Annotated in this window: 22 protein-coding genes and 2 pseudogenes; 10 read left to right on the top strand and 14 right to left on the bottom strand. The window is 70.6% G+C overall.

Translation table 11 applies throughout. From position 1 onward, the window contains the following. Positions 1-117 precede the first annotated feature (117 nt). Complete coding sequence (locus tag J7E94_RS22420; RefSeq protein ID WP_215018212.1) at positions 118-1,056, bottom strand: LysR family transcriptional regulator; 939 nt, start codon at positions 1,054-1,056, stop codon at positions 118-120. Between the two features lie 98 nt (positions 1,057-1,154). Between J7E94_RS22420 and J7E94_RS22415 the strand changes: the two genes are divergently transcribed. Further along, positions 1,155-2,480 carry an MFS transporter gene (locus J7E94_RS22415; protein ID WP_215018210.1) on the top strand — a complete coding sequence of 442 codons (1,326 nt, stop codon included), beginning with the start codon at positions 1,155-1,157 and terminating at the stop codon, positions 2,478-2,480. An 83-nt stretch (positions 2,481-2,563) separates the two neighbouring features. Further along, positions 2,564-3,559 (top strand): sigma-70 family RNA polymerase sigma factor, encoded by a 996-nt coding sequence (locus tag J7E94_RS22410; RefSeq protein WP_215018208.1) that lies wholly within the window; start codon positions 2,564-2,566, stop codon positions 3,557-3,559. Here J7E94_RS22410 and J7E94_RS22405 read toward each other — a convergent pair. The 11 genes and pseudogenes from J7E94_RS22405 to J7E94_RS22355 all read right to left on the bottom strand — a co-directional run bounded on the left by J7E94_RS22405 (position 3,455) and on the right by J7E94_RS22355 (position 14,935). Further along, on the bottom strand, positions 3,455-3,793 hold the full coding sequence (locus J7E94_RS22405; protein WP_308345422.1) for an STAS domain-containing protein: 339 nt from the start codon (positions 3,791-3,793) through the stop codon (positions 3,455-3,457). The genes J7E94_RS22410 and J7E94_RS22405 overlap by 105 nt on opposite strands. A 114-nt stretch (positions 3,794-3,907) precedes the next feature. After that, a complete protein-coding gene (locus tag J7E94_RS22400) occupies positions 3,908-5,185 on the bottom strand; it encodes a thymidine phosphorylase (protein WP_215018204.1) in 1,278 nt (425 codons plus the stop codon). A gap of 117 nt (positions 5,186-5,302) precedes the next feature. Further along, positions 5,303-5,701, bottom strand: coding sequence for a cytidine deaminase (locus tag J7E94_RS22395; protein ID WP_215018202.1), 399 nt, complete (start codon positions 5,699-5,701; stop codon positions 5,303-5,305). Then, positions 5,698-6,963 carry an ABC transporter permease gene (locus J7E94_RS22390; protein ID WP_215018200.1) on the bottom strand — a complete coding sequence of 422 codons (1,266 nt, stop codon included), beginning with the start codon at positions 6,961-6,963 and terminating at the stop codon, positions 5,698-5,700. The genes J7E94_RS22395 and J7E94_RS22390 overlap by 4 nt, the downstream gene beginning before the upstream one ends. Then, on the bottom strand, positions 6,960-8,075 hold the full coding sequence (locus J7E94_RS22385; RefSeq protein WP_215018198.1) for an ABC transporter permease: 1,116 nt from the start codon (positions 8,073-8,075) through the stop codon (positions 6,960-6,962). Before J7E94_RS22385 ends, J7E94_RS22390 begins: the two co-directional genes overlap by 4 nt. Next, positions 8,072-9,676 (bottom strand): ABC transporter ATP-binding protein, encoded by a 1,605-nt coding sequence (locus J7E94_RS22380; RefSeq protein WP_308345423.1) that lies wholly within the window; start codon positions 9,674-9,676, stop codon positions 8,072-8,074. Before J7E94_RS22380 ends, J7E94_RS22385 begins: the two co-directional genes overlap by 4 nt. Positions 9,677-9,904: 228 nt before the next feature. Further along, entirely contained in the window at positions 9,905-10,957 is a 1,053-nt protein-coding gene (locus J7E94_RS22375; protein WP_215018196.1) for a BMP family protein, read from the bottom strand. Between the two features lie 228 nt (positions 10,958-11,185). Beyond that, on the bottom strand, positions 11,186-12,430 hold the full coding sequence (locus J7E94_RS22370; protein WP_215018249.1) for an amidohydrolase: 1,245 nt from the start codon (positions 12,428-12,430) through the stop codon (positions 11,186-11,188). A gap of 136 nt (positions 12,431-12,566) precedes the next feature. After that, a pseudogene (locus tag J7E94_RS22365) lies at positions 12,567-13,054 on the bottom strand (hypothetical protein); the annotation flags it as partial. 45 nt (positions 13,055-13,099) lie between these two features. Beyond that, positions 13,100-13,225: pseudogene (locus J7E94_RS22360) on the bottom strand (leucine efflux protein LeuE); the annotation flags it as partial. 129 nt (positions 13,226-13,354) lie between these two features. Next, positions 13,355-14,935, bottom strand: a complete 1,581-nt coding sequence (locus tag J7E94_RS22355; RefSeq protein WP_215018194.1) for a methylmalonyl-CoA mutase — start codon at positions 14,933-14,935, stop codon at positions 13,355-13,357. A 205-nt stretch (positions 14,936-15,140) separates the two neighbouring features. On the opposite strand from J7E94_RS22355, the gene J7E94_RS22350 reads away from it, so the two are divergent. Beyond that, positions 15,141-16,016: a L,D-transpeptidase family protein gene (locus J7E94_RS22350; RefSeq protein ID WP_215018192.1), complete on the top strand. Its 876-nt coding sequence runs from the start codon at positions 15,141-15,143 to the stop codon at positions 16,014-16,016. A 226-nt stretch (positions 16,017-16,242) separates the two neighbouring features. Here the strand turns inward: J7E94_RS22350 and J7E94_RS22345 are convergent, their stop codons facing one another. Next, positions 16,243-17,319, bottom strand: coding sequence for a hypothetical protein (locus J7E94_RS22345; protein WP_215018190.1), 1,077 nt, complete (start codon positions 17,317-17,319; stop codon positions 16,243-16,245). Further along, positions 17,319-18,050, bottom strand: coding sequence for an RNA polymerase sigma factor (locus J7E94_RS22340; RefSeq protein ID WP_215018247.1), 732 nt, complete (start codon positions 18,048-18,050; stop codon positions 17,319-17,321). Before J7E94_RS22340 ends, J7E94_RS22345 begins: the two co-directional genes overlap by 1 nt. A 445-nt stretch (positions 18,051-18,495) precedes the next feature. Between J7E94_RS22340 and J7E94_RS22335 the strand changes: the two genes are divergently transcribed. From J7E94_RS22335 to J7E94_RS22305, 7 genes are all read left to right on the top strand, one after another. Continuing rightward, positions 18,496-19,050 carry a 2-oxo-4-hydroxy-4-carboxy-5-ureidoimidazoline decarboxylase gene (locus tag J7E94_RS22335; protein ID WP_251057066.1) on the top strand — a complete coding sequence of 185 codons (555 nt, stop codon included), beginning with the start codon at positions 18,496-18,498 and terminating at the stop codon, positions 19,048-19,050. Positions 19,051-19,202: 152 nt separating this feature from the next. After that, on the top strand, positions 19,203-19,583 hold the full coding sequence (sdhC, locus tag J7E94_RS22330; protein ID WP_215018188.1) for a succinate dehydrogenase, cytochrome b556 subunit: 381 nt from the start codon (positions 19,203-19,205) through the stop codon (positions 19,581-19,583). A gap of 5 nt (positions 19,584-19,588) precedes the next feature. Continuing rightward, positions 19,589-20,089 carry a succinate dehydrogenase hydrophobic membrane anchor subunit gene (locus J7E94_RS22325; protein WP_215018186.1) on the top strand — a complete coding sequence of 167 codons (501 nt, stop codon included), beginning with the start codon at positions 19,589-19,591 and terminating at the stop codon, positions 20,087-20,089. A gap of 24 nt (positions 20,090-20,113) precedes the next feature. Then, positions 20,114-21,868 (top strand): succinate dehydrogenase flavoprotein subunit, encoded by a 1,755-nt coding sequence (gene sdhA / locus J7E94_RS22320; RefSeq protein ID WP_215018185.1) that lies wholly within the window; start codon positions 20,114-20,116, stop codon positions 21,866-21,868. Continuing rightward, on the top strand, positions 21,868-22,644 hold the full coding sequence (locus J7E94_RS22315; RefSeq protein ID WP_215018182.1) for a succinate dehydrogenase iron-sulfur subunit: 777 nt from the start codon (positions 21,868-21,870) through the stop codon (positions 22,642-22,644). The genes sdhA and J7E94_RS22315 overlap by 1 nt, the downstream gene beginning before the upstream one ends. A gap of 75 nt (positions 22,645-22,719) precedes the next feature. Next, entirely contained in the window at positions 22,720-23,490 is a 771-nt protein-coding gene (locus J7E94_RS22310) for a serine hydrolase (RefSeq protein ID WP_215018244.1), read from the top strand. Between the two features lie 41 nt (positions 23,491-23,531). Beyond that, positions 23,532-24,053 carry a hypothetical protein gene (locus J7E94_RS22305; RefSeq protein ID WP_215018180.1) on the top strand — a complete coding sequence of 174 codons (522 nt, stop codon included), beginning with the start codon at positions 23,532-23,534 and terminating at the stop codon, positions 24,051-24,053. The last annotated feature ends 167 nt before the right edge of the window (positions 24,054-24,220 follow it).

The raw sequence follows: 24,220 nt of genomic DNA, 5'->3' as shown, positions 1-24,220 counted from the left end.
CGGCCTCGGCCCCAAGCTGGGCGAAGACGCCCCTCAGCCGGCGAGGCTGGATCGGGCGCGTCAGCCCAAGTGGCCCAAGGCGCCCCCTAGGCCAGTGGGGGGTGGGTGTGGCCGGCGTCAGGCCGGTGGTTCCAGCTCCGGGATCAGACTGCCGCGCCGGGAGAGGAGGAAGCGTTTGAACTCCGCCACCGGTGGGGTGTCGGGGTGGCCGTCGAGCCAGGCGAGGCCGATCTCGCGGACGGCGCGCGGGGCGGTGACCGTCAGCTCGACCACGCCGGGGCGGGCGACCGCCGGGGGTGGCAGGAGGGCCACGCCAAGGCCGGCGGCGACCAGGCCGCGCAGGGTTTCGGCCTCCTCGCCCTCGAAGGCGACGCGCGGGATGAACCCGGCCTCCGCGCACAGGTCGTCGGTGATGCGGCGCAGCCCGTAGCCCGCTTCCAGGGTGACGAAGGTTTCCTCGGCGGCCTCGGCGAGGCGGATGCGCTTGCGGCCGGCGAGGCGGTGGTCGTCGGGGACGACGAGGCGCAGCCGCTGTTCGTCGAGGCGGCGGGCGACGAGGTCGGGGGCGTCGGGCACGGGCGAGGTGAGGCAGAGGTCGAGCTCGCCGGCCCGCAGCTTCTCCAGCATGGCCTCGCCGTAGTTCTGGACGAGGGAGAAGCGGACGCGCGGGTGGTCGGCGCGGAAGGCGCGGATGAGGCCGGGTACGGTCTCGGAGCCCAGGGTGTGCAGGAAGCCGAAGGCGACCTTGCCGAAGGCGGGGTCGGCGTCCTGCTGGACGGATTCGGCGGCGCGGGCGATGCCGTCGAGGGCCTGTTCGGCGGAGGCCAGGAAGGTGCGGCCCGCCGTGGTGAGGGCGACGGTGCGGCCCGTGCGGGCGAACAGCGTGACGCCCAGGTCCTGTTCGAGACGGACCATGGCCCGCGACAGGGTGGACTGCGGTACGCCCAGTTCGTGCGCGGCGCGGGTGACGTGCTCGTGCCGGGCGACGGCCGCGAAGTACGCGAGGCGCGGGGCCAGCAAACGTGTCACCGGCATGTCTTCTTCGTAACGGTTCATCGACATACGCCGCCCTGAGCTGTGCTGATGCATGAGTGGATCGATTATCGCGAATCCGTGCATTGGACGCATCAAAAAGAGCGGCCTACCTTCGACGTATGCCTCCCGCTCATACCGGGGCACCCTCCCCCAGCTACCGCTGGGAGGGATCCTCGATCCCGGGTGCCTCCACCCCGTCGTTCCCCGCCGCCGACACCCACACCCCCGAGGGCCGGGAGCCCGGCCGCCCCGGCTACCGCCGGATGAGCCTCGCGCTCTTCGCCGCCGGACTCGCCACCTTCGCCCTCCTCTACTCCACCCAGGCGCTGCTGCCCGCGATCTCCGACGGCTTCGGGGTGACGGCGGGTCAGGCCAGCTGGACGGTGTCCGCGGCCACCGGCGCGCTCGCGCTGTTCGTCCTGCCGCTCAGCGCGCTGTCCGAGCGGTTCGGCCGCACCCGGGTGATGACCTGGTCGATGGCGGTGGCCGTCGGCGTCGGCCTGCTGGTGCCCTTCGCGCCGAACCTGGAGTGGCTGGTGGCGCTGCGCGCCGTACAGGGCGCGGCGATCGCCGGGATCCCGGCCTCCGCGATGGCGTACCTGGCGGAGGAGGTCAAGCCGAAGGCCCTGGTCGGTGCGATCGGCCTGTTCGTGGCGGGGAACTCCATCGGCGGCATGAGCGGCCGCCTCGTCACGGGCTGGGCGGCGCAGCTGGGCGGCTGGCGGGCGGGCCTGCTGGCCGTCGGGCTGGTGGCGCTGGCCTGCGCGGCGGCCTTCCTGGTGCTGCTGCCCCGGGCCCGGTTCTTCCGCCCCTCGTCGCTGAACCCGCGCGCGGTGGGCCGTACGGTCGCCGGGCACCTGCGTGATCCGCTGCTGCTGCGGCTGTACGGGATCGGCGCGCTGTTCATGACCGTCTTCGGCGCGGTGTACACCGTGATCGGCTACCGCCTCGTCGACGAGCCGTTCTCGCTCGGGCAGGGCGTCGTCGGGTCGGTCTTCCTGGTCTACCTGGTCGGTACGGTCTCCTCGGCGGCCGCCGGGCAGCTGGTGGCGCGCACGGGCCGGCGCGGCGCGCTGTACCTGGCGGTGACGACGACGGCGCTGGGCCTGCTGCTCTCGCTGGCCGATGCGCTGCCGGCGATCCTGCTCGGCCTGGTCCTGATCACGGCGGGCTTCTTCGCCGGCCACGCTGCGGCCTCCTCGGCGGTGAGCCGTACGGCGAAGACGGGCCGGGCGCAGGCCTCCGCCCTCTACCAGTCGGCGTACTACCTGGGCTCCAGCGCGGGCGGCACCCTGGGCGCCCTCGCCTACCACTCCGCGGGGTGGGCGGCCACGGTGGGCATCGCGCTGCTCGCGGTGATCGGCGTCGCCTCGATCACGCTGTACGGGTCCCACGCGGCCCGCGCGGAGCGCCGGCTCCCGGCCGGGGCGGCGGCCGCCCGCTGAGGGCTTCGGCCGGTCGGGCTGCGGCTGTCAGAGCCCTCCGGTAGTTTCCGAAGTATCGGGTTCTACCAGGGGGATCGGCGGACATGACAGACCTCGCGACGGACACGGATCTCGATGCGGCGATGGATCGCTACCGCATCGAACTGACCGGCTACTGCTACCGGATGCTCGGCTCCTCCTTCGACGCCGAGGACGCGGTGCAGGACACGTACATCCGCGCCTGGCGCAGCCACGACAGGTTCGAGGGCCGCTCCTCGCTGCGGTCGTGGCTGTACCGGATCGCCACCAACGTCTGCCTGGACCTGCTGAACGCCGGGAAGAAGCGGGCCCGCCCGATGGACCTGACCGCCCCGCAGCACCAGGCCTCCGCCGTGCTGAACGAGCGGCCCGAGGTGACCTGGCTGGAGCCGGTCCCGGACGGCCGGGTGCTGCCGCAGACCGCCGACCCGGCGGAGATGGCCCTGGCGAAGGAATCCGTCCGCCTGGCGTTCGTCGCGGTGCTCCAGCACCTGCCGGCGAAGCAGCGGGCGGTGCTCATCCTGCGCGAGGTGCTGGCCTGGAAGGCCGACGAGGTCGCGCAGCTCCTGGACACCACGGTGGCGTCGGTGAACAGCGCCCTCCAGCGGGCGCGGGCCACGCTGGCGGGCAGCCGGATCCGCGAGAGCGACGCCGCCGACCCGCTGGACGAGGACCAGGCGAAGCTGCTGGAGCAGTACCTGTCCGCCTTCGAGGCGTACGACATCTCGCGGCTCACCACGCTCCTGCACGAGGACGCGGTGCTGTCGATGCCGCCGTTCGACCTGTGGCTCCAGGGCCACGCCGACATCGCGGCCTGGCACCTGAACCAGGGCATCGGCTGCAAGGGCTCCCGCCTGATCCCGACGACGGCGAACGGCATGCCGGCCTTCGGCCAATACCGTCCGGCGGCCTCGGGGTCGGGCCACACGCCGTGGGCGCTCCAAGTGCTGGAGATCTCAGACGGCAAGATCGTCGGGCTCAACGCCTTCCTGGACACCGAGCGGTGGTTCCCGCTCTTCGGCCTCCCCGAGCAGCTCGACGAGGCCTACGAGGTCCAGTAGCGCCCGCAGCGCGGGGCCGGCGCCGGTGACGGCGAAGCCCCCGCGCCCCCGGGCGGCCAGCCGCAGCCGGGCCAGCACCTCGACGGCCCCCAGCCCCGGCGCGGTGACGGCCCGCGCATCGCACTCCACCGTGCGCGCCCCGTCCTCGTACAGGCGGCCCAGACGCGCGCACAGCGGTTCGGCGTCGCGCGCGGCCGGGCTGGGTCCGGGCAGCACGAGTCGGGTGATCTCCACGCAGGGGTGACTCCCCCGCCCGCCGCAATTCATCGGTGGGTGCGCAGGGATGTGAAAAGACGCCGGCGCGGCTCCGGACGGGGAGCCGCGCCGACGAGTCGGGGGGACTGGCGATCAGGCGATGCGGTCCAGGATGATCGGCGTGGCGGAGAAGGCCGTGCCCGGCGGGGCGATGTCGTACGAGCCCTCCAGGGAGGCGAGGGCGTAGTCGAACTTCTCCGGCGTGTCCGTGTGCAGCGTCATCAGCGGCTGGCCTGCCGTGACCGTGTCGCCCGGCTTGGCGTGCAGCTCGATGCCGGCGCCCGCCTGCACCGGGTCCTCCTTGCGGGCGCGGCCCGCGCCGAGGCGCCAGGCGCCCACGCCGACCGCGTACGCGTCCAGGCGGGTGAGGACGCCCGAGGCCGGGGCGGTGACCACGTGCTGCTCGCGCGCCACCGGCAGGGTCGCGTCCGGGTCGCCGCCCTGGGCCGCGATCATCCGGCGCCAGTGGTCCATGGCGGAGCCGTCGGCCAGGGCCTTCGCCGGGTCGGCGTCCTTGATGCCCGCCGCGTCCAGCATCTCCTTGGCCAGCGCGATGGTCAGCTCGACCACGTCGGCGGGGCCGCCGCCGGCCAGGACCTCGACCGATTCGCGGACCTCCAGCGCGTTGCCGGCCGTCAGGCCCAGCGGTGTGGACATGTCCGTCAGGAGCGCGACGGTCTTGACGCCCGAGTCGGTGCCCAGGCCCACCATGGTCCGCGCCAGCTCGCGCGCGTCCTCGATGTTCTTCATGAAGGCGCCGCTGCCGACCTTGACGTCCAGGACGAGCGACCCCGTACCCTCGGCGATCTTCTTCGACATGATCGAGGAGGCGATCAGCGGGATGGCCTCGACCGTGCCCGTCACGTCGCGCAGCGCGTAGAGCTTCTTGTCCGCCGGGGCCAGGCCGTCGCCCGCCGCGCAGATGACCGCGCCGGTGGTGTCCAGGACGTGCAGCATCTCCTCGTTGGACAGCAGCGCGCGCCAGCCGGGGATGGACTCCAGCTTGTCGAGGGTGCCGCCGGTGTGGCCGAGCCCGCGGCCGGACAGCTGGGGCACGGCCGCACCGCAGGCCGCGACGAGCGGGGCCAGCGGCAGGGTGATCTTGTCGCCGACGCCGCCCGTGGAGTGCTTGTCGGCGGTCGGGCGGGAGAGGGAGTCGAAGTTCATGCGCTCCCCGGAGGCGATCATCGCGGCGGTCCAGCGCGCGATCTCGGCCCGGTTCATGCCGTTCAGCAGGATGGCCATCGCCAGCGCCGACATCTGCTCGTCGGCGACGACACCCCGCGTGTACGCGTCGATGACCCAGTCGATCTGCTCGGGGCTCAGCTCGCCGCGGTCCCGCTTGGTCCGGATGACGGAGATGACGTCCATGAAGTGCTTCCTTCTACGCGCATAGAGAGAGGGTGTGACCGAGAGGTCTACAGGTCTACAGGTCTACAGGAAGGGTGACGGCCCTCTGCCCGGCAGGGCGGAGGGCCGTCGGCACTGCTATCTCAGATGGTCGGGCCCGAAGGCCTGCGGCAGCATCTCGGCCAGCGGCAGGATCCCGTGCGGGGTATCCACCAGCAGGTCCGGGCCGCCGAACTCGAACAGGAGCTGGCGGCAGCGTCCGCACGGCACCAGGATCTGGCCCTTGCCGTCGACGCAGGTGAAGTGCGTCAGCCGGCCGCCGCCGGTGGCCTGGAGGGAGGAGACCAGGCCGCATTCGGCGCACAGCCCCAGCCCGTAGCTCGCGTTCTCCACGTTGCAGCCGACGACTATGCGGCCGTCGTCGACGAGGGCGGCGACACCGACCGGGAAGCCCGAGTACGGGGCGTACGCCCGGGACATGGCGTCCCGGGCGGCCTCCCGCAGGGCCTCCCAGTCGGGGGTGAGCGCCGCCGTCACTTGCCCTGGCCCTTGCGGTACGGCATGCCGTCCGCCTTCGGCATCCGCAGGCGCTGCGCCGACAGCGCGAGCACCAGCAGGGTGGTCACGTACGGGGCGGCGTCCACGAACTGGCTCGGCACCGAGTCGGTGAGCGCGTACCAGAGGAACAGCAGCGCGGCGCAGACCGCCGAGATGCCGGCCTGGAGGTACTTCTTCTTGTACAGCTGCCAGGCGCAGACCAGCACCAGCACGATCGCGATCAGCAGCAGCATCGCGTGGACGTTCGTGGCGCCGCCGCGCAGCTTGAGGCTGTCGATGAAGCCGAACAGGCCCGCGCCCAGTGCCATGCCGCCCGGCATCCAGTTACCGAAGATCATCGCGGCGAGACCGATGTAGCCGCGGCCGCCGGTCTGGCCCTCCTGGTAGATCGGGCTGGCGACGATCGACAGGAACACGCCGCCGAGGCCCGCCAGGGCGCCCGAGACGACCACGGCGATGTACTTGTACTTGTAGACGTTGACGCCCAGCGACTCGGCGGCGACGGGGTTCTCGCCGCAGGAGCGCAGCCGCAGGCCGAAGGTGGTCCGCCACAGCACCCACCAGGTGCCCGGGATCAGCAGCAGGGCGAGGACGGTCAGCAGGGACAGCTCGGTGACCAGGCCGCCGATGACGCCGGCGAGGTCCGAGATGAAGAACCAGTGCTTGCCCTGCAGATCCGACATCCAGTCGGACAACCCCGGCACGGTGATCTTGTAGATCGGCTCGACCTGCGGCGACTGCTTGGAGGAGCCGCCCGGCGCGTCCGCGAAGGTGAAGTTCGACAGGTACTGGGTGAAGCCCAGCGCCAGGATGTTGACGGCCACACCGGAGACGATGTGGTTCACGTTGAAGGTGACCGTGATGATCGCGTGCAGCAGGCCGCCGAGGGCACCGCCGATGACGCCGGCGAGGACACCGGTCCACGGGCCCCACTGGTAGCCCGCCCAGGCACCGAACCAGGTGCCGAGGATCATCATGCCTTCGAGGCCGATGTTGACGACGCCCGCGCGCTCGGCCCACAGGCCGCCGAGGCCGGCGAGGCCGATCGGCACCGCGAGCGAGAGGGCGCCGGAGACCTGGCCGACCGAGGTCAGGTCGTTCGCACCGCTGATCAGGCGGACCAGCGAGACGAGCGCGAGGCCGCCCGCGATGATCAGCATGATCCAGGGCAGGGTGAGCTTCTTGCGGCCGCCGGACTTCTTCGGGGCGGCGGCCGTCGCGGAGACAGTGCTGGTGCTCACGCCGCGACCTCCTTGTCGGTCTTGATGGCGTGCCCGGCGGCGAGCTCCTCGCCGACCTTCTGCTGCTGGCGCCGGATGCCGTAGCGGCGGACGAGTTCGTACGAGACGACGACCGCGATCACGATCAGGCCCTTCATGATCGTGCCGATCTCCTTCGCGTACCCGGCCTGGTCGAGCGAGGCCGAGGCCTTGTCGATGAAGGCCATCAGGAAGGCGGCGAAGAGGATGCCGACCGGGCTGTTGCGGCCGAGCAGCGCGATGGTGATGCCGGTGAAGCCGACACCGGTCGGGAAGGCCAGGTTGTACGTGTGGGTCTCGCCCAGCAGCTGCGGCATGCCGGCCAGGCCCGCGACCGCGCCGGAGATGAGCATCGCGGTGATGACCATCTTCTTGGCGTCGACGCCCGAGGCCTGGGCGGCGGACTCGCTGGCACCGGTGGCGCGCAGGTCGAAGCCGAAGCGGGTGCGGCCCAGCGCGAACCAGTAGACGATGCCGAGGGCGAAGGCCACGAAGGTGAAGCCGTAGATCTCCAGCCCGTCGCCGAGGGAGACCGCCGGGAACCAGCCCGACTCGGCGATGTCGCCGGTCGTCAGGTCGTTGGAGCCCTCCAGCTGGACGCCGAGGTTCTTCGTCAGCATCAGCCAGGCGATCAGGCTGGTCGCGATGGCGTTCAGCATGATCGTGGAGACGACCTCGCTCACCCCGCGCTTGGCCTTGAGGACTCCGGCGATACCGGACCAGAAGGCGCCGACGAGCATCGCCACGAGCACGATCAGCAGCAGGTGCAGCGGGCCGGGCAGGGCCACGGCCGCGCCGACCACGGCGGAGAGCATCGCCGCGAGGCGGTACTGGCCGTCGACGCCGATGTTGAAGAGGTTCATCCGGAAGCCGATGGCCACGGCCAGGGCCGCCAGGTAGTACGTGCCGGCCTGGTTCACGATGAGGACCTGGACGTCCTCGTATCCGGCGTTCTCCACCATCAGGCGCAGCGGCTCGATCGGGTCGATGCCCGTCGCGGCCAGTACGACCACGGTCAGCAGGAAGGCGCTGAGGAGCGCGAGCACGGGCCCGGCGAAGCCGAGGAGCAGCCGGTCCTTGTCGAGTTTCTTCATCGGACCTCGTCCTCCGGGGAGTCGGTACCAGCGTCGGTACCGGCGGCGGAGTGGTTGTCGGTGGCTTCCAGGTGCCCGGAGGCGGCGCCCGTCATGGCGGTGCCGAGCTCCTCGGGGGTCACGGTCGCGGGGTCGGCGTCCGCGACCAGGCGGCCGCGGTAGATCACACGCAGGGTGTCGGACAGGCCGATGAGCTCGTCCAGGTCGGCGGAGATCAGGAGCACGGCCAGGCCCTCGCGGCGGGCCTCGCGGATCGCGTCCCAGATCTGGGCCTGCGCACCGACGTCCACACCGCGGGTGGGGTGGGCGGCGATGAGGAACTTCGGGTTGTGGCTCATCTCGCGGCCGACGATCAGCTTCTGCTGGTTGCCGCCGGAGAGCGAGGCCGCGGTGACCTCGATACCGGGCGTGCGGACGTCGTACTCGCGCACGATCCGCTCGGTGTCCCTGCGGGCCGCCTTCGGATCGAGGATGCCGCGCTTGGAGTTGGGCGCCTCGGTGACGTGGCCGAGGATGCGGTTCTCCCACAGGGGGGATTCCAGCAGCAGGCCGTGCCGGTGCCGGTCCTCGGGGATGTAGCCGATGCCGCCCTCGCGGCGCCCCCGTGTCGCGACGGTGGAGATGTCCCTGCCGTCCAGCGTGATGGTGCCGCCGTCCGGGATGCTCATGCCCATGAGGGCCTCGATGAGCTCCGTCTGGCCGTTGCCCTCGACACCGGCGATGCCGAGCACCTCGCCCTTGTGGATGGTGAAGCCGATGCCGGCGAGCACCTCGCGGACCACACCGTCCGGGTCGGTCGCGGCCAGGCGCAGACCGTCGACCTCGAGCATCGGGGTGGTGGTCACCGTGGACTCGCGGGTCTCGGGCGACGGCAGCTCGGAGCCGACCATCAGCTCGGCGAGCTGCTTGGTGGTGGCGGTCCTCGGGTCGGCGGTGCCGACCGTCGTGCCGCGCCGGATGACGGTGATGTCGTCCGCGACCTTCAGGACCTCGCCCAGCTTGTGCGAGATGAAGATGACCGTCAGGCCCTCGGCCTTGAGCTCGCGCAGGTTGTCGAAGAGCGCGTCCACCTCCTGCGGCACGAGCACGGCGGTCGGCTCGTCGAGGATGAGGATCTTCGCGCCGCGGTAGAGGACCTTGAGGATCTCCACGCGCTGCCGGTCGGCGACACCGAGGTCCTCGACCAGGGCGTCGGGGCGCACGCCGAGGCCGTACGTGTCCGAGATCTCCTTGATCTTCTTACGGGCCTTGGCGCCGATGCCGTAGAGCTTCTCGCCGCCGAGGACCACGTTCTCCAGGACGGTGAGGTTGTCGGCCAGCATGAAGTGCTGGTGCACCATGCCGATGCCGCGGGCGATGGCGTCGCCGGGGCTGTGGAAGGAGACCTGCTCCCCGTCGATGGCGATGGTGCCCTCGTCCGGCTTCTGCATGCCGTAGAGGATCTTCATCAGGGTCGACTTGCCGGCGCCGTTCTCGCCGATCAAGGCGTGGACCGTGCCCTTGCGGACGCTGATCGCGATGTCCTTGTTGGCGACGACGCCGGGGAAACGCTTGGTGATGCCGTGCAGTTCTACGGCGAGAGGGGGGCTGGACGCGTTGATGACGCACTCTCCTTGGCGCGGAAGGAGCGGAGGCAGGGGAGGACAGGGCGGGGAGAGAAAGTATCGCGTCCACGATGCTTCTACGCGCGTAGCACTGTCGGAAGTGAAAACCTGTGACCACCCGGCCACACGGAACACGGACTCAGAGGCGGACGCGGTGCGGGGCCCGGGAGCGGTAGAGACCGCTTCCCGGACCCCGGAGACCACGACTACCTGTCAGCGACGGCCTTACGGGGCGGTCTTGACGGTGATCGTCTTCGCGATGATGTCGGCCTTCGCCTTGTCCACCGCGGCGATGACGTCGGTCATCTTCTTGTACTCGGGGTTGGAGTCGGCGAGGCCGACGCCGTCCTTGTCGAGGCCGTAGCGGACCTCACCGGTCTCGGGCTTGCCGTCCTTGACCGACTTGATCAGGTTGAAGACGGACTCGGAGACGTCCTTGGTGACCGAGGTCAGGATGTGCTCCTTGTACTTCGCCAGACCGGCCTGGTTGTACTGGTCGGAGTCGACGCCGATGGCCCACTTGCCCTTGGCCGAGGCGGCCTCGATGGCGCCCGAGCCGGCGAGACCGGCGGCGGCGTAGACCACGTCGGCGCCCGAGTCGAGCTGGCCCTGCGCGGCGGCCTTGCCCAGGTCGGGCTTGGAGAAGCCGTCGAAGTTCGGCGGCTGGGTCAGGTACTGGGAGAGCACCTTGGCGTTCGGGTTGGTGTCCTTGACGCCCTGGGTGAAGCCCGCCTCGAACTTCTTGATCAGCGGAACCTCGACACCGCCGATGAAGCCGACCGTGCCGGTCTTGGACACCTTGGCGGCGGCGACGCCGGCCAGGTAGGAGCCCTGCTCCTCGTTGAAGACCAGGTTGGCGATGTTCGGGCCGGTCACCGAGGTGTCGTCGATGATGCCGAACGTGGTGTTCGGGAACTTCGGCGCGACCTTCTTGATGGCCGGGGCGTAGGCGAAGCCGACGCCGATGACCGGGTTGTTGCCCTTGCGGGCCAGCTCGGTGAGGCGCTGGACCTTGTCGGCCTCACCCTCGCCGTCGGTGGGCTCCGCCTCGGCGGTCTTGATCTTCAGGTCGTTCTTGGCCTGCTCGAGACCAGCGAAGGCGGCGTCGTTGAACGACTGGTCGCCGCGGCCACCGATGTCGTACGCGATGGCGGCGCTGGCTTCCTTCGAGTCGGAAGACCCGGTGTCGGACGAGTTCTTTCCGCCACAGGCGGTGGCCGAGAGGGCCAGCGCCGCGGACGCGATGCCCACGGTGGCGATCCTGGTGATCCGGCGCAAGGGGAGGCTCCTTCAAAACCTGACCGAAGCGCCACGACCGGCGCTGGTTTCGCCGCGATCGTAACGCGCGTAGATGTCAGTTAAAGGCCCGTTCATGAGTCGTTATCGGATCGTCGCGAACCGGACAGTGACCGATCGGTAACTCCTCACGCGCCCAGCCCATGTGTACCAAGGGCTGGACGCGTCCGGCGGAAGACGCGCCGATGTTGTACCGACTTCGCCGCGGGCTTACCTCACATGCCCGGCGCGGCGCCCGTCGAGCAGGGCCGCGGCCGTGAAGAACTCCACTCCGACGGCGATCGCGGACTCGTCCACGTCGAAGTCGCCCCGGTGCAGGTCCCGCTTGGCCGTGTCGCCGGGCGTACGGACCCCCAGGCGGGCCATCGCGCCCGGGACGTGCTCCAGGTACCAGGAGAAGTCCTCCCCGCCCAGACTCTGCTCGGTGTCCTCGATCGATTCCGCGCCGCAGCGGACCGCCATCGCCTCGCGGAGCAGTTCGGTGATCACCGGGTCGTTGACCACCGGCGGCACCCCGCGGACGTGGTTGATCTCGAACTTGGCGCCGTGCATGGTCGCGACCTCGTCGATCGCCGCGTGGATCATGTCGGGGGCCACGTGCCAGGCGTCCAGGTCCAGGCACCGGACGGTTCCGGACAGCTCGGCGTGCATCGGGATGACGTTGCAGGCGTGCCCGGCCTCGATGCGGCCCCAGGTGACGGACATGCCCGAACGGGCGTCCATCCGACGGGACAGCAGAGCCGGGACGTCCACGGCCACGCGGGCGGCGGCCGTCACCAGGTCGGTGGTCAGGTGCGGCCGCGCGGTGTGCCCGCCGGAGCCGGCGAGGCTGACCTCCAGCCGGTCGCAGGCCGAGGTGATGGGGCCGGTCCGCAGCCCGATCCGGCCCGCGTCGACCCGGGGGTCGCAGTGCACGGCGACCATCTTCCCCACGCCGTCCAGGACCCCGGACTCGATCGCGTCGGTCGCCCCGCCCGGGAGCACCTCCTCGGCGGGCTGGAACAGCAGCCGCACCGGCCGGGGCAGCAGGCCCTGGCGGTCGAGCTCGGCGAGGACCAGGCCGGCGCCGAGGACGACGGCGGTGTGCACGTCGTGGCCGCAGGCATGCGCGCGGTCCGGGAAGGTCGAGCGGTACGGGACGTGCGTCTTGGCATCCGGGATGGGCAGGGCGTCGATGTCCGCGCGCAGCGCCAGCATGGGCCGCACGCCGTCCCACGTGCCCACGTCGCAGACCAGGCCCGTGCCGGACTTCAGCACACGTGGTCGCAGGCCGGCTTTCTCGAGCCGGGCCTTGATCGCGGCCGTGGTGCGGAATTCCTGGTGTCCGAGCTCCGGGTGCATGTGCAAGTCCCGGCGGAAGGCGATCAGTTCGGCACGCAGGTGGTCCGGAAGTTTGCCGGGCAGCTCGGGCCGCTCGGACACGGCGGGCTGGGCGGTCTGGGACTCGCGGGACATCAACTGGTTCACCCGTTGAAGGGTAGGCGCACCGACGGGTCAACTGGCCGGGGATCACGAAAAGTTCATGCCGTTAGGGGAAAGAAACCCGGCCTCTGGCGCATGACCGGGCGGGCCCGGGGGTAAACTCCGGCGCTCATCCGGCCGCCGGAGCCGCCCGGGCTGGGAGTCTGTGCACATCACGGGCGGTGTCGGTGACCCCGGCCAGGAAGCCGCGGGCGCGCGGGGACGCGGACCGTGTGAGCCAGTCCGGGTCGATTTCGCAGACGGCGACGGTCACACCGGTACCGGCCGGCGCGTACGGCAGCGTGTGGACGACCGTGGACGGAAAGCTGAGGATCCTACGTCCGACGGGTCCGCGCCGCGCGATCATCTCCAGGGGCAGATCCGGCCGGACGATCTCCAGCCCGGTCGCCTGGCTGAGCGCGCGCAGATACTCCAAGGACTCCCGGCGGTGCGCGAAGTAGCGGGTGGCGCCATGCTCCAGGGTCAGGGCGCGCACCGCCTCCCGATAGCGGGCCGGGTCCACCACGCCGGTCTCCACGAGCGAGGTGCCGAGGAGGTCGGTGCCCTTGGTCAGCCGGGGGGCGGGCCGAAGCGGGCGCGGCTCCAGGCGAAGTCGTTGACCAGTACGGCACCGGTCCGCGGCCAGGGTCGTGCGGCGGGTGCTCAGCTGACGGCGAGCTTGGCCGCGAAGCCGAGGAACAGCACGCCCGCCGCCGAGGTGGCCCCGGCCGACAGCCGCCTGCGGCGGCGGAAGGCCTCCGAGAGGCGGGTGCCGCCGAATATCAGCAGGCACGTAGAGCGAGTTCGGCCCCGGCAGCAGAATGATCAGCACCAGGCCGGCGAGATAGGTCGGTAGATCGGTCACACCCAGCATGGGCAGGAGTGTCCCATAAGGTTGCACCTGTCAGTCAGTGGCTTTCACCACGTGGATGCGGACGGCTCGTACGTCCCCCACACCTCCCGCAGCGCCCCGCACACCTCCCCCACCGTGGCCCGGGCCCGCAGCGCCTCCTTCATCGGATAGAGCACGTTCTCCGTCCCCGCGGCCGCCTCGCGCAGCGCCCCGAGCGCGGCCTGCACCGCCGCCCCGTCCCGCTCCGCCCGCAGCCGCGCCAGCGCCTCGCACTGCCGCGCCTCGATCGCCGGGTCCACGCGCAGCGGCTCGTACCGCTCCTCCCGCTCCAGCGCGAAGCGGTTGACCCCGACCACCACCCGCTCCCCGCTCTCGGTCTCCTGCGCGATGCGGTAGGCGTTCCGCTCGATCTCCCCCTTCTGGAAGCCGTTCTCGATCGCGGCGACCGCCCCGCCCTGGTCCTCGACCCGCCGCATCAGGTCGAGGGCCGCCGCTTCCAGGTCGTCCGTCATGCGCTCCACCGCGTACGAGCCCGCGAAGGGGTCCGCGGTGTGCGGCACGTCCGTCTCGTACGCGAGCACCTGCTGGGTGCGCAGCGCGAGCCGGGCGGACTTCTCCGTCGGCAGCGCGATCGCCTCGTCGAAGGAGTTGGTGTGCAGCGACTGCGTGCCGCCGAGCACGGCGGCCAGTGCCTGCACGGCCACCCGTACGAGGTTCAGCTCGGGCTGCTGCGCCGTCAGCTGGACCCCGGCCGTCTGGGTGTGGAAGCGCAGCATCAGCGATTTCGGATCCCGGGCCCCGAACTCCTCGCGCATGACGCGGGCCCAGATGCGGCGGGCCGCGCGGAACTTGGCGACTTCCTCCAGCAGGGTGGTGCGGGCGACGAAGAAGAAGGAGAGCCGGGGCGCGAACTCGTCGACCGCCATCCCGGCCGCCAACGCGGTACGGACGTACGCGATGCCGTCGGCGAGCGTGAAGGCCACCTCCTGCGCGGGCGAGGCACCCGCTTCGGCCATGTGGTAGCCGGAGATGGAAATGGTGTTCCACTTGGGGATCTCGGCCCGGCAGTAGCGGAAGGTGTCGGCCGTCAGCCGCAGCGAGGGCCCGGGCGGGAAAATGTACGTGCCGCGCGCGATGTACTCCTTCAGCACGTCGTTCTGGACCGTCCCGGTCAGCTGCGCACCCTCGATCCCCTGCTCCTCGGCGACCAGCTGATAGAGCAGCAGGAGCAGCGCGGCCGGCGCGTTGATGGTCATCGAGGTGGAGACCCGGTCGAGCGGGATCCCGTCGAACAGGATCCGCATGTCGTCGACGGAGTCGATCGCGACCCCGACCCTGCCGACCTCGCCGTGCGCGAGCGGGGCGTCGGAGTCGTGCCCCATCTGGGTCGGCAGGTCGAAGGCCACGGACAGCCCGGTCCCGCCGCCCGCGATGAGCTGCCGGTACCGGGCGTTGGATTCGGCGGCCGTGCCGAAACCCGCGTACTGCCGCATCGTCCACGGCCTGCCGGTGTACATGGTCGGATAGATGCCCCGGGTGTACGGGAATGCCCCTGGCTGCCCCAGTTCGGCCACGGGGTCCCACCCCGTCAGATGGCCGGGCCCGTAGACGGGTTCGATGGGAAGTCCGCTCTCGCTGCGCGCCATGTGACCAAACCCTCCGTAGAGCGACGGGGCCCGGGGCTGATACAACCTCCCCCAGCGAACGCCGGGGCGATCCCCGGCCGCTCATCGCTTCGCAAGACCGCGTACGGGTCCTGGTCACAATGGCGCAACATCCCCGGGCGGAGTGCAACTCTCCACGCGCGCGAGGCATCACCTAGGTACACGACGTAGAAATCGGGGGACTGCAATGCACCGCCAGAGAGTCATAGTCCGTGCGCTCGGGGTGGCCACCGCCGTCGCGCTCGCCGCGACCGCCTGCGGACCGCAGAAGGCCGAGTCCACGGGCTCCGCTTCCTCGGCTCCGTCCTCGCCCACGGCGGGAGCCACACCGGAAGCCTCGCCGTCCACGGACGACAAGCCCGAGGCCTCGCCTTCGGCCTCGCCCTCCGCCTCGGCGTCCCCGTCCGCCTCGCCCTCGCCCTCGCCCACCGTCAAGCAGATCATGGCCAACGGCGACGACAGCGAGCAGGTGCGCGAGCTCCAGGCACGCCTGAAGCAGCTCCACCTGATGTCGGTCGCGCCGACCGGTTTCTACGGCACGAAGACCACCTCGGCGGTCAAGTCCTTCCAGTCGAAGAACGGTCTGAACCCCACCGGTTCGGTGGACGAGGCCACCTGGAAGAAGATCCAGAGCGCCACGAAGAAGCCCACCGCCGACGAGCTGCGCCCGCCGGCGGTCAACGAGGCGGACGCGCCGGACCCGCGCTGTATGCAGGGCCGGGTCATGTGCATCAGCAAGGAGAGCCGCACCCTCGCCTGGATGATCGACGGCAAGGTCGTCTCGACGATGGACGTGCGCTTCGGCTCGGAGAACACCCCGACCCGCGAGGGCGTGTTCAACGTGGGCTGGAAGGCCAAGGAGTGGACGTCGACGATCTACCACACGCCGATGCCGTACGCGATGTTCTTCAGCGGCGGCCAGGCAGTGCACTACTCGGCTGACTTCGCGGCCCGCGGCTACGCCGGCGCCTCGCACGGCTGCGTGAACGTCCGGGACAAGGTGAAGCTGTCGGCCCTCTTCGACCAGGTCCAGGTCGGCGACAAGGTCGTCGTCTACTGGTGAGGCCGGGGGCGGGGGCCCGCAGGCGGGCCGGTCGGAAAGTAAAGGGCGCGGGCAGGGCCGGGGGAACGTGCCCCGCCCGCGCCGGTTGCGCAGAGCCCAGGGGTACGGGGGGAACCCCGGCTCATGCGCGGCCGATGACCAGTCGGCTCGTTACGTACTGCGTCACCGGTTCGAAAAGTGTTACAGGCGGGTCGGCGCATGTGTCAGCTGCATGTGCCGGGCAGGCTCAGCGGCCGGTCTTCGGGGTTCCCGAGAGGGCCGGCGCCAGGGTCGGGGCCTTGAGCACGCTGTCCCCGGGGCCGTCGGCACTGCGGCTGCTGTCGGTCACGCCGTCGAGCAGCGCCTCGCAGTAGTACGGGATCCGCGCGAGACCGCCGGCCAGGGCTGAGAGCCGCCTGCGCCGGTCGTCGTTGAGGTGCCCGGCCCGGTAGTCGTTGCAGAGGTCCACGGCCCTGCGGTGGTTCTCGCGGTCCCGGTCGCGGTCCGTCAGGGCGGTTCCGGTTTCGCCTCCGCTGCCGAAGGCCTGCCGGTCTCCGTCCTTGCCGCCCTGGACGTCCTTGCCCGAGCCGCCGGTCGCACCGGCCCCCGGGGAGACTCCGGAACCGGCGCCGGTTCCGCCGTCCGTCGTCGTACGCTCCCCGGTGCCGCCCGACGGCGGAACCGTGCCCCCGGTCGCCGACTGCCCGGGGCCGTCCGGGAGCGGGGTGGGCCGCAGCTGCGGGCTGAGGGTGGGCGATCCGCCGTCGGCGCCCTGGGTCGGGATCCCGTCCGCGCTGACGGACATCGCCGGGCCGGGGCCCGCGGTGGTGCGCCGGGGCTGGTCCAGCAGTCCGGCCCCCGCCGCGGCGGCCAGTCCGCCGACCGCGATGCTCGCCAGGGCGGCCGCCAGGCCGAACCGCACGGGCCGGCCGCGCCGGGGCCCGGAGAGGGTTCCGCTGCCGCTGCCTCTGCCTCTGCCGCCGATACCGATGCCGATGCCGATGCCGGTGCGGCCGAGGTCGACCAGGGGTGCAGTGGGGGCGTCGGATGCGCCGGAGCCTGCCGCCGGGGAACCGGCCGCTGCCGGACCGGCCGTGCCGCGCGCCGCGCGGAAGGCGGCCAGCGCCGCGGCCTCGCCGGGCAGTTCCGCACCGGCCGGCGCGGGGGCGCCCAGCGCGTCGAGGGAGTCGAGGGCGGCACGCAGCCGGGCGGCTTCCCTCCGGGCTCGGGGATCGGCGGCCGGCCCCACAGGTTCCACCGGTTCTCCGCGCAGCAGTCGTTCCGCTGCGGCTCCGTCCAGCCACCTGTCGCGCTCGTCGGCCATCACATGTCCTTCTGCGTCCGCCAACGTGAATGCGTCACACCGGTTTGTTCTACGAGGCCCCCGCCATGGCCGCGCTGTGCGGGTACGGCGTCGAGATCCCTCCCGCCCCCGCCGTCCCGTAGCCGGCCACCGGCATTATGGCCGACCCGGCCCTCCGCTTCCGACTCCGCATCCCGGTCCGCGTCGTCGGCGAGCAGCTCGGCGAGCTTCTTGAGGCCCCGGTGCGCGGCGGTGCGTACGGCTCCGGGCCGCTTGCCGAGGGTCTCGGCGGCACTCTTCGCGTCCAGGCCGACCACGACCCGCAGGACGACCGCCTCCGCCTGGTCCTGCGGAAGCCGCGCGATGAGCGCCATGGTCCTTCCGGTGGAGAGGGCCTCCATCGCCGCGCCGGCGGTGTCGCTGTCGGCGGCCCAGCCCGTGAGTTCCGTCTCATCGCCGCCGATGGCGGGACGGCGGCCGCGCATGCGGATGTGGTCCAGGGCGCGGTTGCGTGCGATGCGGGCGGCCCAGCCCCGGAAGCGGTCGGCGTCGCCGGTGAAGGAGTCGAGGTCGCGGGCGATCTGCAGCCAGGCCTCGGAGGTCACGTCCTCCGCGTCACCGTCTCCGACGAGCGTGCGTACGTATCCGAGCAGGCGCGGGTGCACGGCGCGGTACACAGTACGGAACGCGTTCTCGTCGCCGTCCTGTGCCGCGAGCACTGCGGCGGTCAGCTCGGCGTCGTCCCCCAGCAAAGTCCCCAACCCGTTCACTGTCCTGTACGTGTGGCGCAAATCAGCACGTTACGGCTTTCCAGCACCTCTCGTCCACGAGTTGTACAACGAGCAACCAATCCTGTGCGGAGCGGGGTGTGACACAAAACGCACTCGGGGCGCTGACAGGGATACGGGCTTGTCGCACGAGCCCGTGACGGATGGCGGCCGGGGCCTCTCCTGTGGGGGGTGGCGGCCTCGGTCGCCCTCCCCTTCTCGGTCCTGCCTTCGGCGCCCACGTCATCCTTTCGGCTCACTTCCGGGTGAAATCCCCGAATCGGTACGACACAGCCTGCCCTGCGTGGATAGCGTGGCGGAACACCCGCGCCACGCCCCGAGGAGCCCCCTGCTGTCCAGCCATCTTCCGGCACAGGCCCACGGGGGCACCGCGAGCACCTCCCTGGGGGCCCCTTCCGGATACCAAAGTCTGCGGGAGAAGTCCGCAGCGCGCTCCGACTCCTCTCACGGCTCCGGCCTCACCCGGTTCAACGCCCTCTCACCCGAAACCGCGCAGGCGGTCCTGATGCACTGCTGCGGCAGCCGGCGCTGGGCGCACCGGCTGGCCGCACACCGCCCTTACCCCGATTCCGGCGCTTTGCTCGCCGCCGCGGACGAAGCCTCGTACGACCTCTCCCAGCCGGATCTCTCGGAGGCGCTGGCCGCCGAGTTCTCGGTGGAGTTGGGCCACGGGGCCCCGTACGCCGCACTGCTGGCCCTCGACGCGGCCCACGCCGAGTACGAACGGAAGTTCGGCCACGCCTTCGTGATCTGCCTCGCCGGGCATCCGCCGGAGGAGCAGGCGGACCAGCTGCTGGGGGCGATCCGCCGTCGCATGGGCCACGAGGTGGACGAGGAGCGGGCGATCTCGGCGGACGAGCTGCGCCGCGTCGCGCAGGCCCGGCTGCTGGACCTGACGCGGCGGCTGACCTCGGCGAATGGGCCATCTGCTCCGGAAATCGGGCTATTCGCCCCTGTGGGATAGTCCGTCCGTGCCTGTTTGATCACACCGGCGGACCCCGGGCGAGGGAACCGACAAAGCGTCGCTACGATGTCCGGGGCCGGAGGACCGTACCCGGCCGGGCCCGACCGACAAAGAAGCCGGCTGGCCCCCGCCCCGCTTCCGGAGGGTTTTCCGTGCCGGCTGGAACGTTGTACCGCGGCCGGGAAGGAATGTGGTCGTGGGTGGCTCATCGAGTCACCGGCGTCCTCATCTTTTTCTTCCTGTTCGTACACGTCCTCGACACCGCTCTCGTCCGCGTCTCCCCCGAGGCGTACGACGATGTCGTGGCTACCTACAAGACCCCGATCGTCGCGCTGCTGGAGTACGGCCTCGTCGCCGCAATCCTCTTCCACGCGCTCAACGGTCTCCGTGTCATCGCTGTGGACTTCTGGTCCAAGGGCCCGCGCTACCAGAAGCAGATGCTCTGGACCGTGGTGGGCGTCTGGATCGTGCTGATGGCCGGGGCCGTGTACCCCGTCCTGCACCACGCGTACCTTGAACTGTTCGGGAAGTGACACGCATGTCTTCTGACACTTCTTCGGTCGACATGACCAAGGCCGCCGGCGACGGCGGCTCCGTGACGGGCGTCTCCCTCTACGACGTCGAGAACCCGGCGCCCTACATCGAGGCCCCGCGCAAGCGCACCGGCAGGACGCCGCGCTCGACCCGCGGCAACTTCGAGATGGCCGCCTGGCTCTTCATGCGCCTGTCGGGCATCGTCCTCGTCGTCCTGGTCATCGGCCACCTGCTGATCCAGCTGGTGCTCGACGGCGGCGTCTCCAAGATCGGCTTCGCCTTCGTGGCCGGCCGCTGGGCGTCCCCGTTCTGGCAGGTCTGGGACCTGCTGATGCTGTGGCTGGCCATGCTGCACGGCGCCAACGGTCTGCGTACCGTCATCAACGACTACGCGGAGCGCGCCAACACGCGGCTGTGGCTGAAGGGCCTGCTCTACACCGCCACGGTGTTCACCATCCTTCTGGGCACGCTGGTGATCTTCACCTTCGACCCGAACATCCGCTAGGCACGGGCTGAGGCGAATCGACTCATGAAGATCCACAAGTACGACACCGTCATCGTCGGCGCCGGTGGCGCGGGCATGCGCGCCGCCATCGAGGCGACGAAGCGCAGCCGCACCGCCGTGCTGACGAAGCTCTACCCCACCCGCTCCCACACGGGCGCCGCGCAGGGCGGCATGGCCGCCGCGCTGGCCAACGTGGAGGACGACAACTGGGAGTGGCACACCTTCGACACGGTCAAGGGCGGTGACTACCTGGTCGACCAAGACGCCGCCGAGATCCTGGCGAAGGAGGCCATCGACGCGGTCCTCGACCTCGAGAAGATGGGCCTGCCGTTCAACCGCACCCCGGACGGCACCATCGACCAGCGCCGCTTCGGCGGCCACTCCCGCAACCACGGCGAGGCCCCGGTCCGCCGGTCCTGCTACGCCGCGGACCGCACGGGCCACATGATCCTCCAGACGCTGTACCAGAACTGCGTCAAGGAGGGCGTGGAGTTCTTCAACGAGTTCTACGTCCTGGACCAGCTCCTCGTCGAGGAGGACGGCGTCAAGAAGTCGGCCGGCGTGGTCGCGTACGAGCTCGCCACCGGCGAGATCCACGTGTTCCAGGCGAAGTCCGTCATCTACGCCTCGGGCGGCACCGGCAAGTTCTTCAAGGTGACCTCCAACGCGCACACCCTCACGGGTGACGGCCAGGCGGCCTGCTACCGCCGCGGCCTGCCCCTGGAGGACATGGAGTTCTTCCAGTTCCACCCGACGGGCATCTGGCGCATGGGCATCCTGCTGACGGAGGGCGCCCGCGGTGAGGGCGGCATCCTGCGCAACAAGGACGGCGAGCGCTTCATGGAGAAGTACGCGCCGGTCATGAAGGACCTCGCGTCCCGTGACGTCGTCTCGCGCTCCATCTACACCGAGATCCGCGAGGGCCGCGGCTGCGGTCCGGCCGGCGACCACGTGTACCTGGACCTGACGCACCTGCCGCCGGAGCAGCTCGACGCGAAGCTCCCGGACATCACCGAGTTCGCGCGCACGTACCTGGGCATCGAGCCGTACACGGACCCGATCCCGATCCAGCCCACCGCGCACTACGCCATGGGCGGCATCCCGACCAACGTCGAGGGTGAGGTCCTGGCGGACAACACCACCGTCGTGCCGGGCCTGTACGCGGCCGGCGAGGTCGCCTGCGTCTCCGTACACGGCGCGAACCGCCTGGGCACCAACTCGCTGCTGGACATCAACGTCTTCGGCAAGCGCTCGGGCATCGCCGCCGCCAAGTACGCCCACGAGAACGACTACGTCGAGCTGCCGGAGAACCCGGCGCAGGACGTCGCCGAACTCGTCGAGCGGCTGCGCAACTCCACGGGCAAGGAGCGGGTCGCCGACCTGCGCCTGGAGCTCCAGGAGACGATGGACGCGTGCGTGATGGTGTTCCGTACGGAGCAGACCATCAAGACCGCGGTCGAGAAGATCGCCGAGCTGCGCGAGCGCTACAAGAACGTGTCCGTCCAGGACAAGGGCAAGCGCTTCAACACGGACCTGCTGGAGGCCATCGAGCTGGGCAACCTGCTCGACCTGGCCGAGGTCATGGCGGTGTCCGCGCTGGCGCGCAAGGAGTCCCGCGGCGGTCACTACCGCGAGGACTACCCGAACCGCGACGACGTCAACTTCATGCGCCACACCATGGCGTACCGCGAGGTCGGCGATGACGGCAAGGACTCCGTCCGGCTGGACTACAAGCCCGTCGTCGTCACCCGCTACCAGCCGATGGAGCGTAAGTACTGATGGGCACCCCGACCCTGAGCAAGACGGACAAGATGGACAAGATGGAGGAGGCGGCCGCGGCTTCCCCCTTCATCACCGTCACGTTCCGGATCCGCCGCTACAACCCCGAGATCTCGGACGAGGCGCAGTGGCAGGACTTCCAGATCGAGATCGACCCGAAGGAGCGCGTGCTCGACGGTCTCCACAAGATCAAGTGGGACCTCGACGGCACGCTGACCTTCCGCCGCTCGTGCGCGCACGGCATCTGCGGCTCCGACGCGATGCGGATCAACGGCAAGAACAGGCTCGCCTGCAAGACGCTGATCAAGGACATCAACCCGGAGAAGCCGATCACCGTCGAGGCCATCAAGGGCCTCACGGTGATGAAGGACCTTGTCGTCGACATGGAGCCCTTCTTCCAGGCGTACCGCGACGTCATGCCGTTCCTGGTCACCAAGGGCAACGAGCCGACGCGCGAGCGCCTGCAGTCCGCCGAGGACCGCGAGCGCTTCGACGACACCACCAAGTGCATCCTGTGCGCCGCGTGCACGTCCTCGTGCCCGGTGTTCTGGAACGACGGCCAGTACTTCGGCCCGGCGGCGATCGTCAACGCGCACCGCTTCATCTTCGACTCGCGTGACGAGGCCGGCGAGCAGCGGCTGGAGATCCTGAACGACAAGGACGGCGTGTGGCGCTGCCGCACGACCTTCAACTGCACCGACGCGTGCCCGCGTGGCATCGAGGTCACGAAGGCGATCCAGGAAGTCAAGCGCGCTCTCATCACGCGCCGCTTCTGATCCCCCCCTGCGCCCGCACGAGGGCCCCGCACCCGGTTCACCCGGGGCGGGGCCCTCGCCCGTTCCCGTGCTCCGCTGGTCGCCGAGGGCCGGTTCACCCTGGACACCCCGATCCGCGAGATCCTCCCCGACACCATCCCGGCCCACTGGCAGCCCATCACCGTCGGACAGCTGCTCAGCCACACCAGCGGCCTGGGCATGCCCTGCGGGCCGCTCGGGGACGGGCTCGGCCTGACCCCGGAGAAGGTCGTCACCGCCTGGACCTCGGACGGCTGCGCCACCCCCGAACACCCCGTCACCAGGCAGCAGTACAACGGCGGCAACTTCTTCATCCTCGGCCTGGCCATCGAGAAGGTCACGGGCCGCTCCTACGCCGACGAGCTCCAGCGCCGCATCACCCGCCCGCTCGGCCTGCGCCACACGTACCTCCCGCGCCCGGGGGACGCCTCCATGCCGAGCCCGTCGCTGGCCGCACCCACCCCGAAGGAGCCGTGGGCGTGGGCCGAGGGCGGGATGATCTCCAACGCCCCGGACATGGAGCGCTTCATGAAGGCACTGCTGGGCAGCCGGCCGCTGCCCCCGGCCCAGCAGCGGCAGCTGTTCGTCATGCCGGCGCTCTCCAAGACCGCCAAGGAGCCGTTCAGCCAGGGCGGTTTGGCGTACTACAAGCTGGAGGACGGTACCGAGGTCTGGGGGAAGACCGGCAGCATGGCCCAGTACTCCAACGGCACCTTCGGCACGAACGACGGCCGACGGGTCGTCACCTGGTCCTTCCTCCCGACGCCGACGGCGACCAGGACCGACATCGTCACGCGCGTCACCGGCATTGTCGAAGCAGCTCTCTGACCGGGGTACGGGACCGGGGTCGTTGTGGAAGGATCGGCCGCATGAGCGAGCAGCAGCCGAATCCTTACGCGAGCGACCCCGGCCAGGGCGGCGACTACAAATGGGGCCCGGGCGAGGCCAGTTACGGCTACCCGCAGCCCTACCCGGCGACCCCGCCCTACCAGCCCACGATCGGCGGCGCGGGCATGCCCACCCCCGCCTACCCCATGGCCGCACCGGGCGGCGCGGGCTTTTCGATCGGCGACATCAGCATCGCCGGCGACCAGATCATCACCCCGTCGGGCTCGATGCCGCTCAGGGGCGCGATGTGGAACGCGACGGACTTCTCGCGCACCGAGGAGAAGATCCCCGCGCACGCGATCGTACTGGCCGTCATTTTCTTCCTGTTCTGCCTGCTCGGCCTGCTCTTCCTCCTGATGAAGGAGAAGAAGACCACGGGCTACATCCAGATCACGGTCACCAGCGGCGGCCGCCACCACTCCACGATGCTCCCGGCCACGGACGCGATGGCCTACCAGCGCGTCATGGCCCAGATCAACTACGCGCGGTCGCTGAGCATGTAGGGGGCGGGGCTGGGCGGGGCCTTGGCCCCCCTCTCCCCCCTCCGCTCGGTCGGCGGTTGCCCACCCACCGCACGCGGCAGCAGAGCGGGCCGGTGCCCGAACCTGGGTCGGCAACCTCGGAGTGCGGGGCCCAAGTGGGTCGGAATCGGTGAGGGTTTGGGGGTTTC

Origin of the sequence: Streptomyces sp. ISL-94, assembly GCF_018614075.1 — a bacterium.
Classification (GTDB): domain Bacteria; phylum Actinomycetota; class Actinomycetes; order Streptomycetales; family Streptomycetaceae; genus Streptomyces.
Note: the sequence above shows the minus strand (reverse complement) of the source record. Positions and strands in the feature narration are given on the sequence as shown.

Excerpts from the sequence above, each read along its gene's own strand:
- J7E94_RS22420 (WP_215018212.1), bottom strand. The coding sequence starts at position 1,056 with ATGAACCGTTACGAAGAAGACATGCCGGTGACACGTTTGCTGGCCCCG.
- J7E94_RS22315 (WP_215018182.1), top strand. The coding sequence starts at position 21,868 with ATGGGCACCCCGACCCTGAGCAAGACGGACAAGATGGACAAGATGGAG.
- J7E94_RS22370 (WP_215018249.1), bottom strand. The coding sequence starts at position 12,430 with ATGTCCCGCGAGTCCCAGACCGCCCAGCCCGCCGTGTCCGAGCGGCCC.
- J7E94_RS22410 (WP_215018208.1), top strand. The coding sequence starts at position 2,564 with ATGACAGACCTCGCGACGGACACGGATCTCGATGCGGCGATGGATCGC.
- sdhA (WP_215018185.1), top strand. The coding sequence starts at position 20,114 with ATGAAGATCCACAAGTACGACACCGTCATCGTCGGCGCCGGTGGCGCG.
- J7E94_RS22355 (WP_215018194.1), bottom strand. The coding sequence starts at position 14,935 with ATGGCGCGCAGCGAGAGCGGACTTCCCATCGAACCCGTCTACGGGCCC.
- J7E94_RS22345 (WP_215018190.1), bottom strand. The coding sequence starts at position 17,319 with ATGGCCGACGAGCGCGACAGGTGGCTGGACGGAGCCGCAGCGGAACGA.
- J7E94_RS22325 (WP_215018186.1), top strand. The coding sequence starts at position 19,589 with ATGTCTTCTGACACTTCTTCGGTCGACATGACCAAGGCCGCCGGCGAC.
- J7E94_RS22400 (WP_215018204.1), bottom strand. The coding sequence starts at position 5,185 with ATGGACGTCATCTCCGTCATCCGGACCAAGCGGGACCGCGGCGAGCTG.
- J7E94_RS22415 (WP_215018210.1), top strand. The coding sequence starts at position 1,155 with ATGCCTCCCGCTCATACCGGGGCACCCTCCCCCAGCTACCGCTGGGAG.
- J7E94_RS22305 (WP_215018180.1), top strand. The coding sequence starts at position 23,532 with ATGAGCGAGCAGCAGCCGAATCCTTACGCGAGCGACCCCGGCCAGGGC.
- J7E94_RS22350 (WP_215018192.1), top strand. The coding sequence starts at position 15,141 with ATGCACCGCCAGAGAGTCATAGTCCGTGCGCTCGGGGTGGCCACCGCC.
- J7E94_RS22385 (WP_215018198.1), bottom strand. The coding sequence starts at position 8,075 with ATGAAGAAACTCGACAAGGACCGGCTGCTCCTCGGCTTCGCCGGGCCC.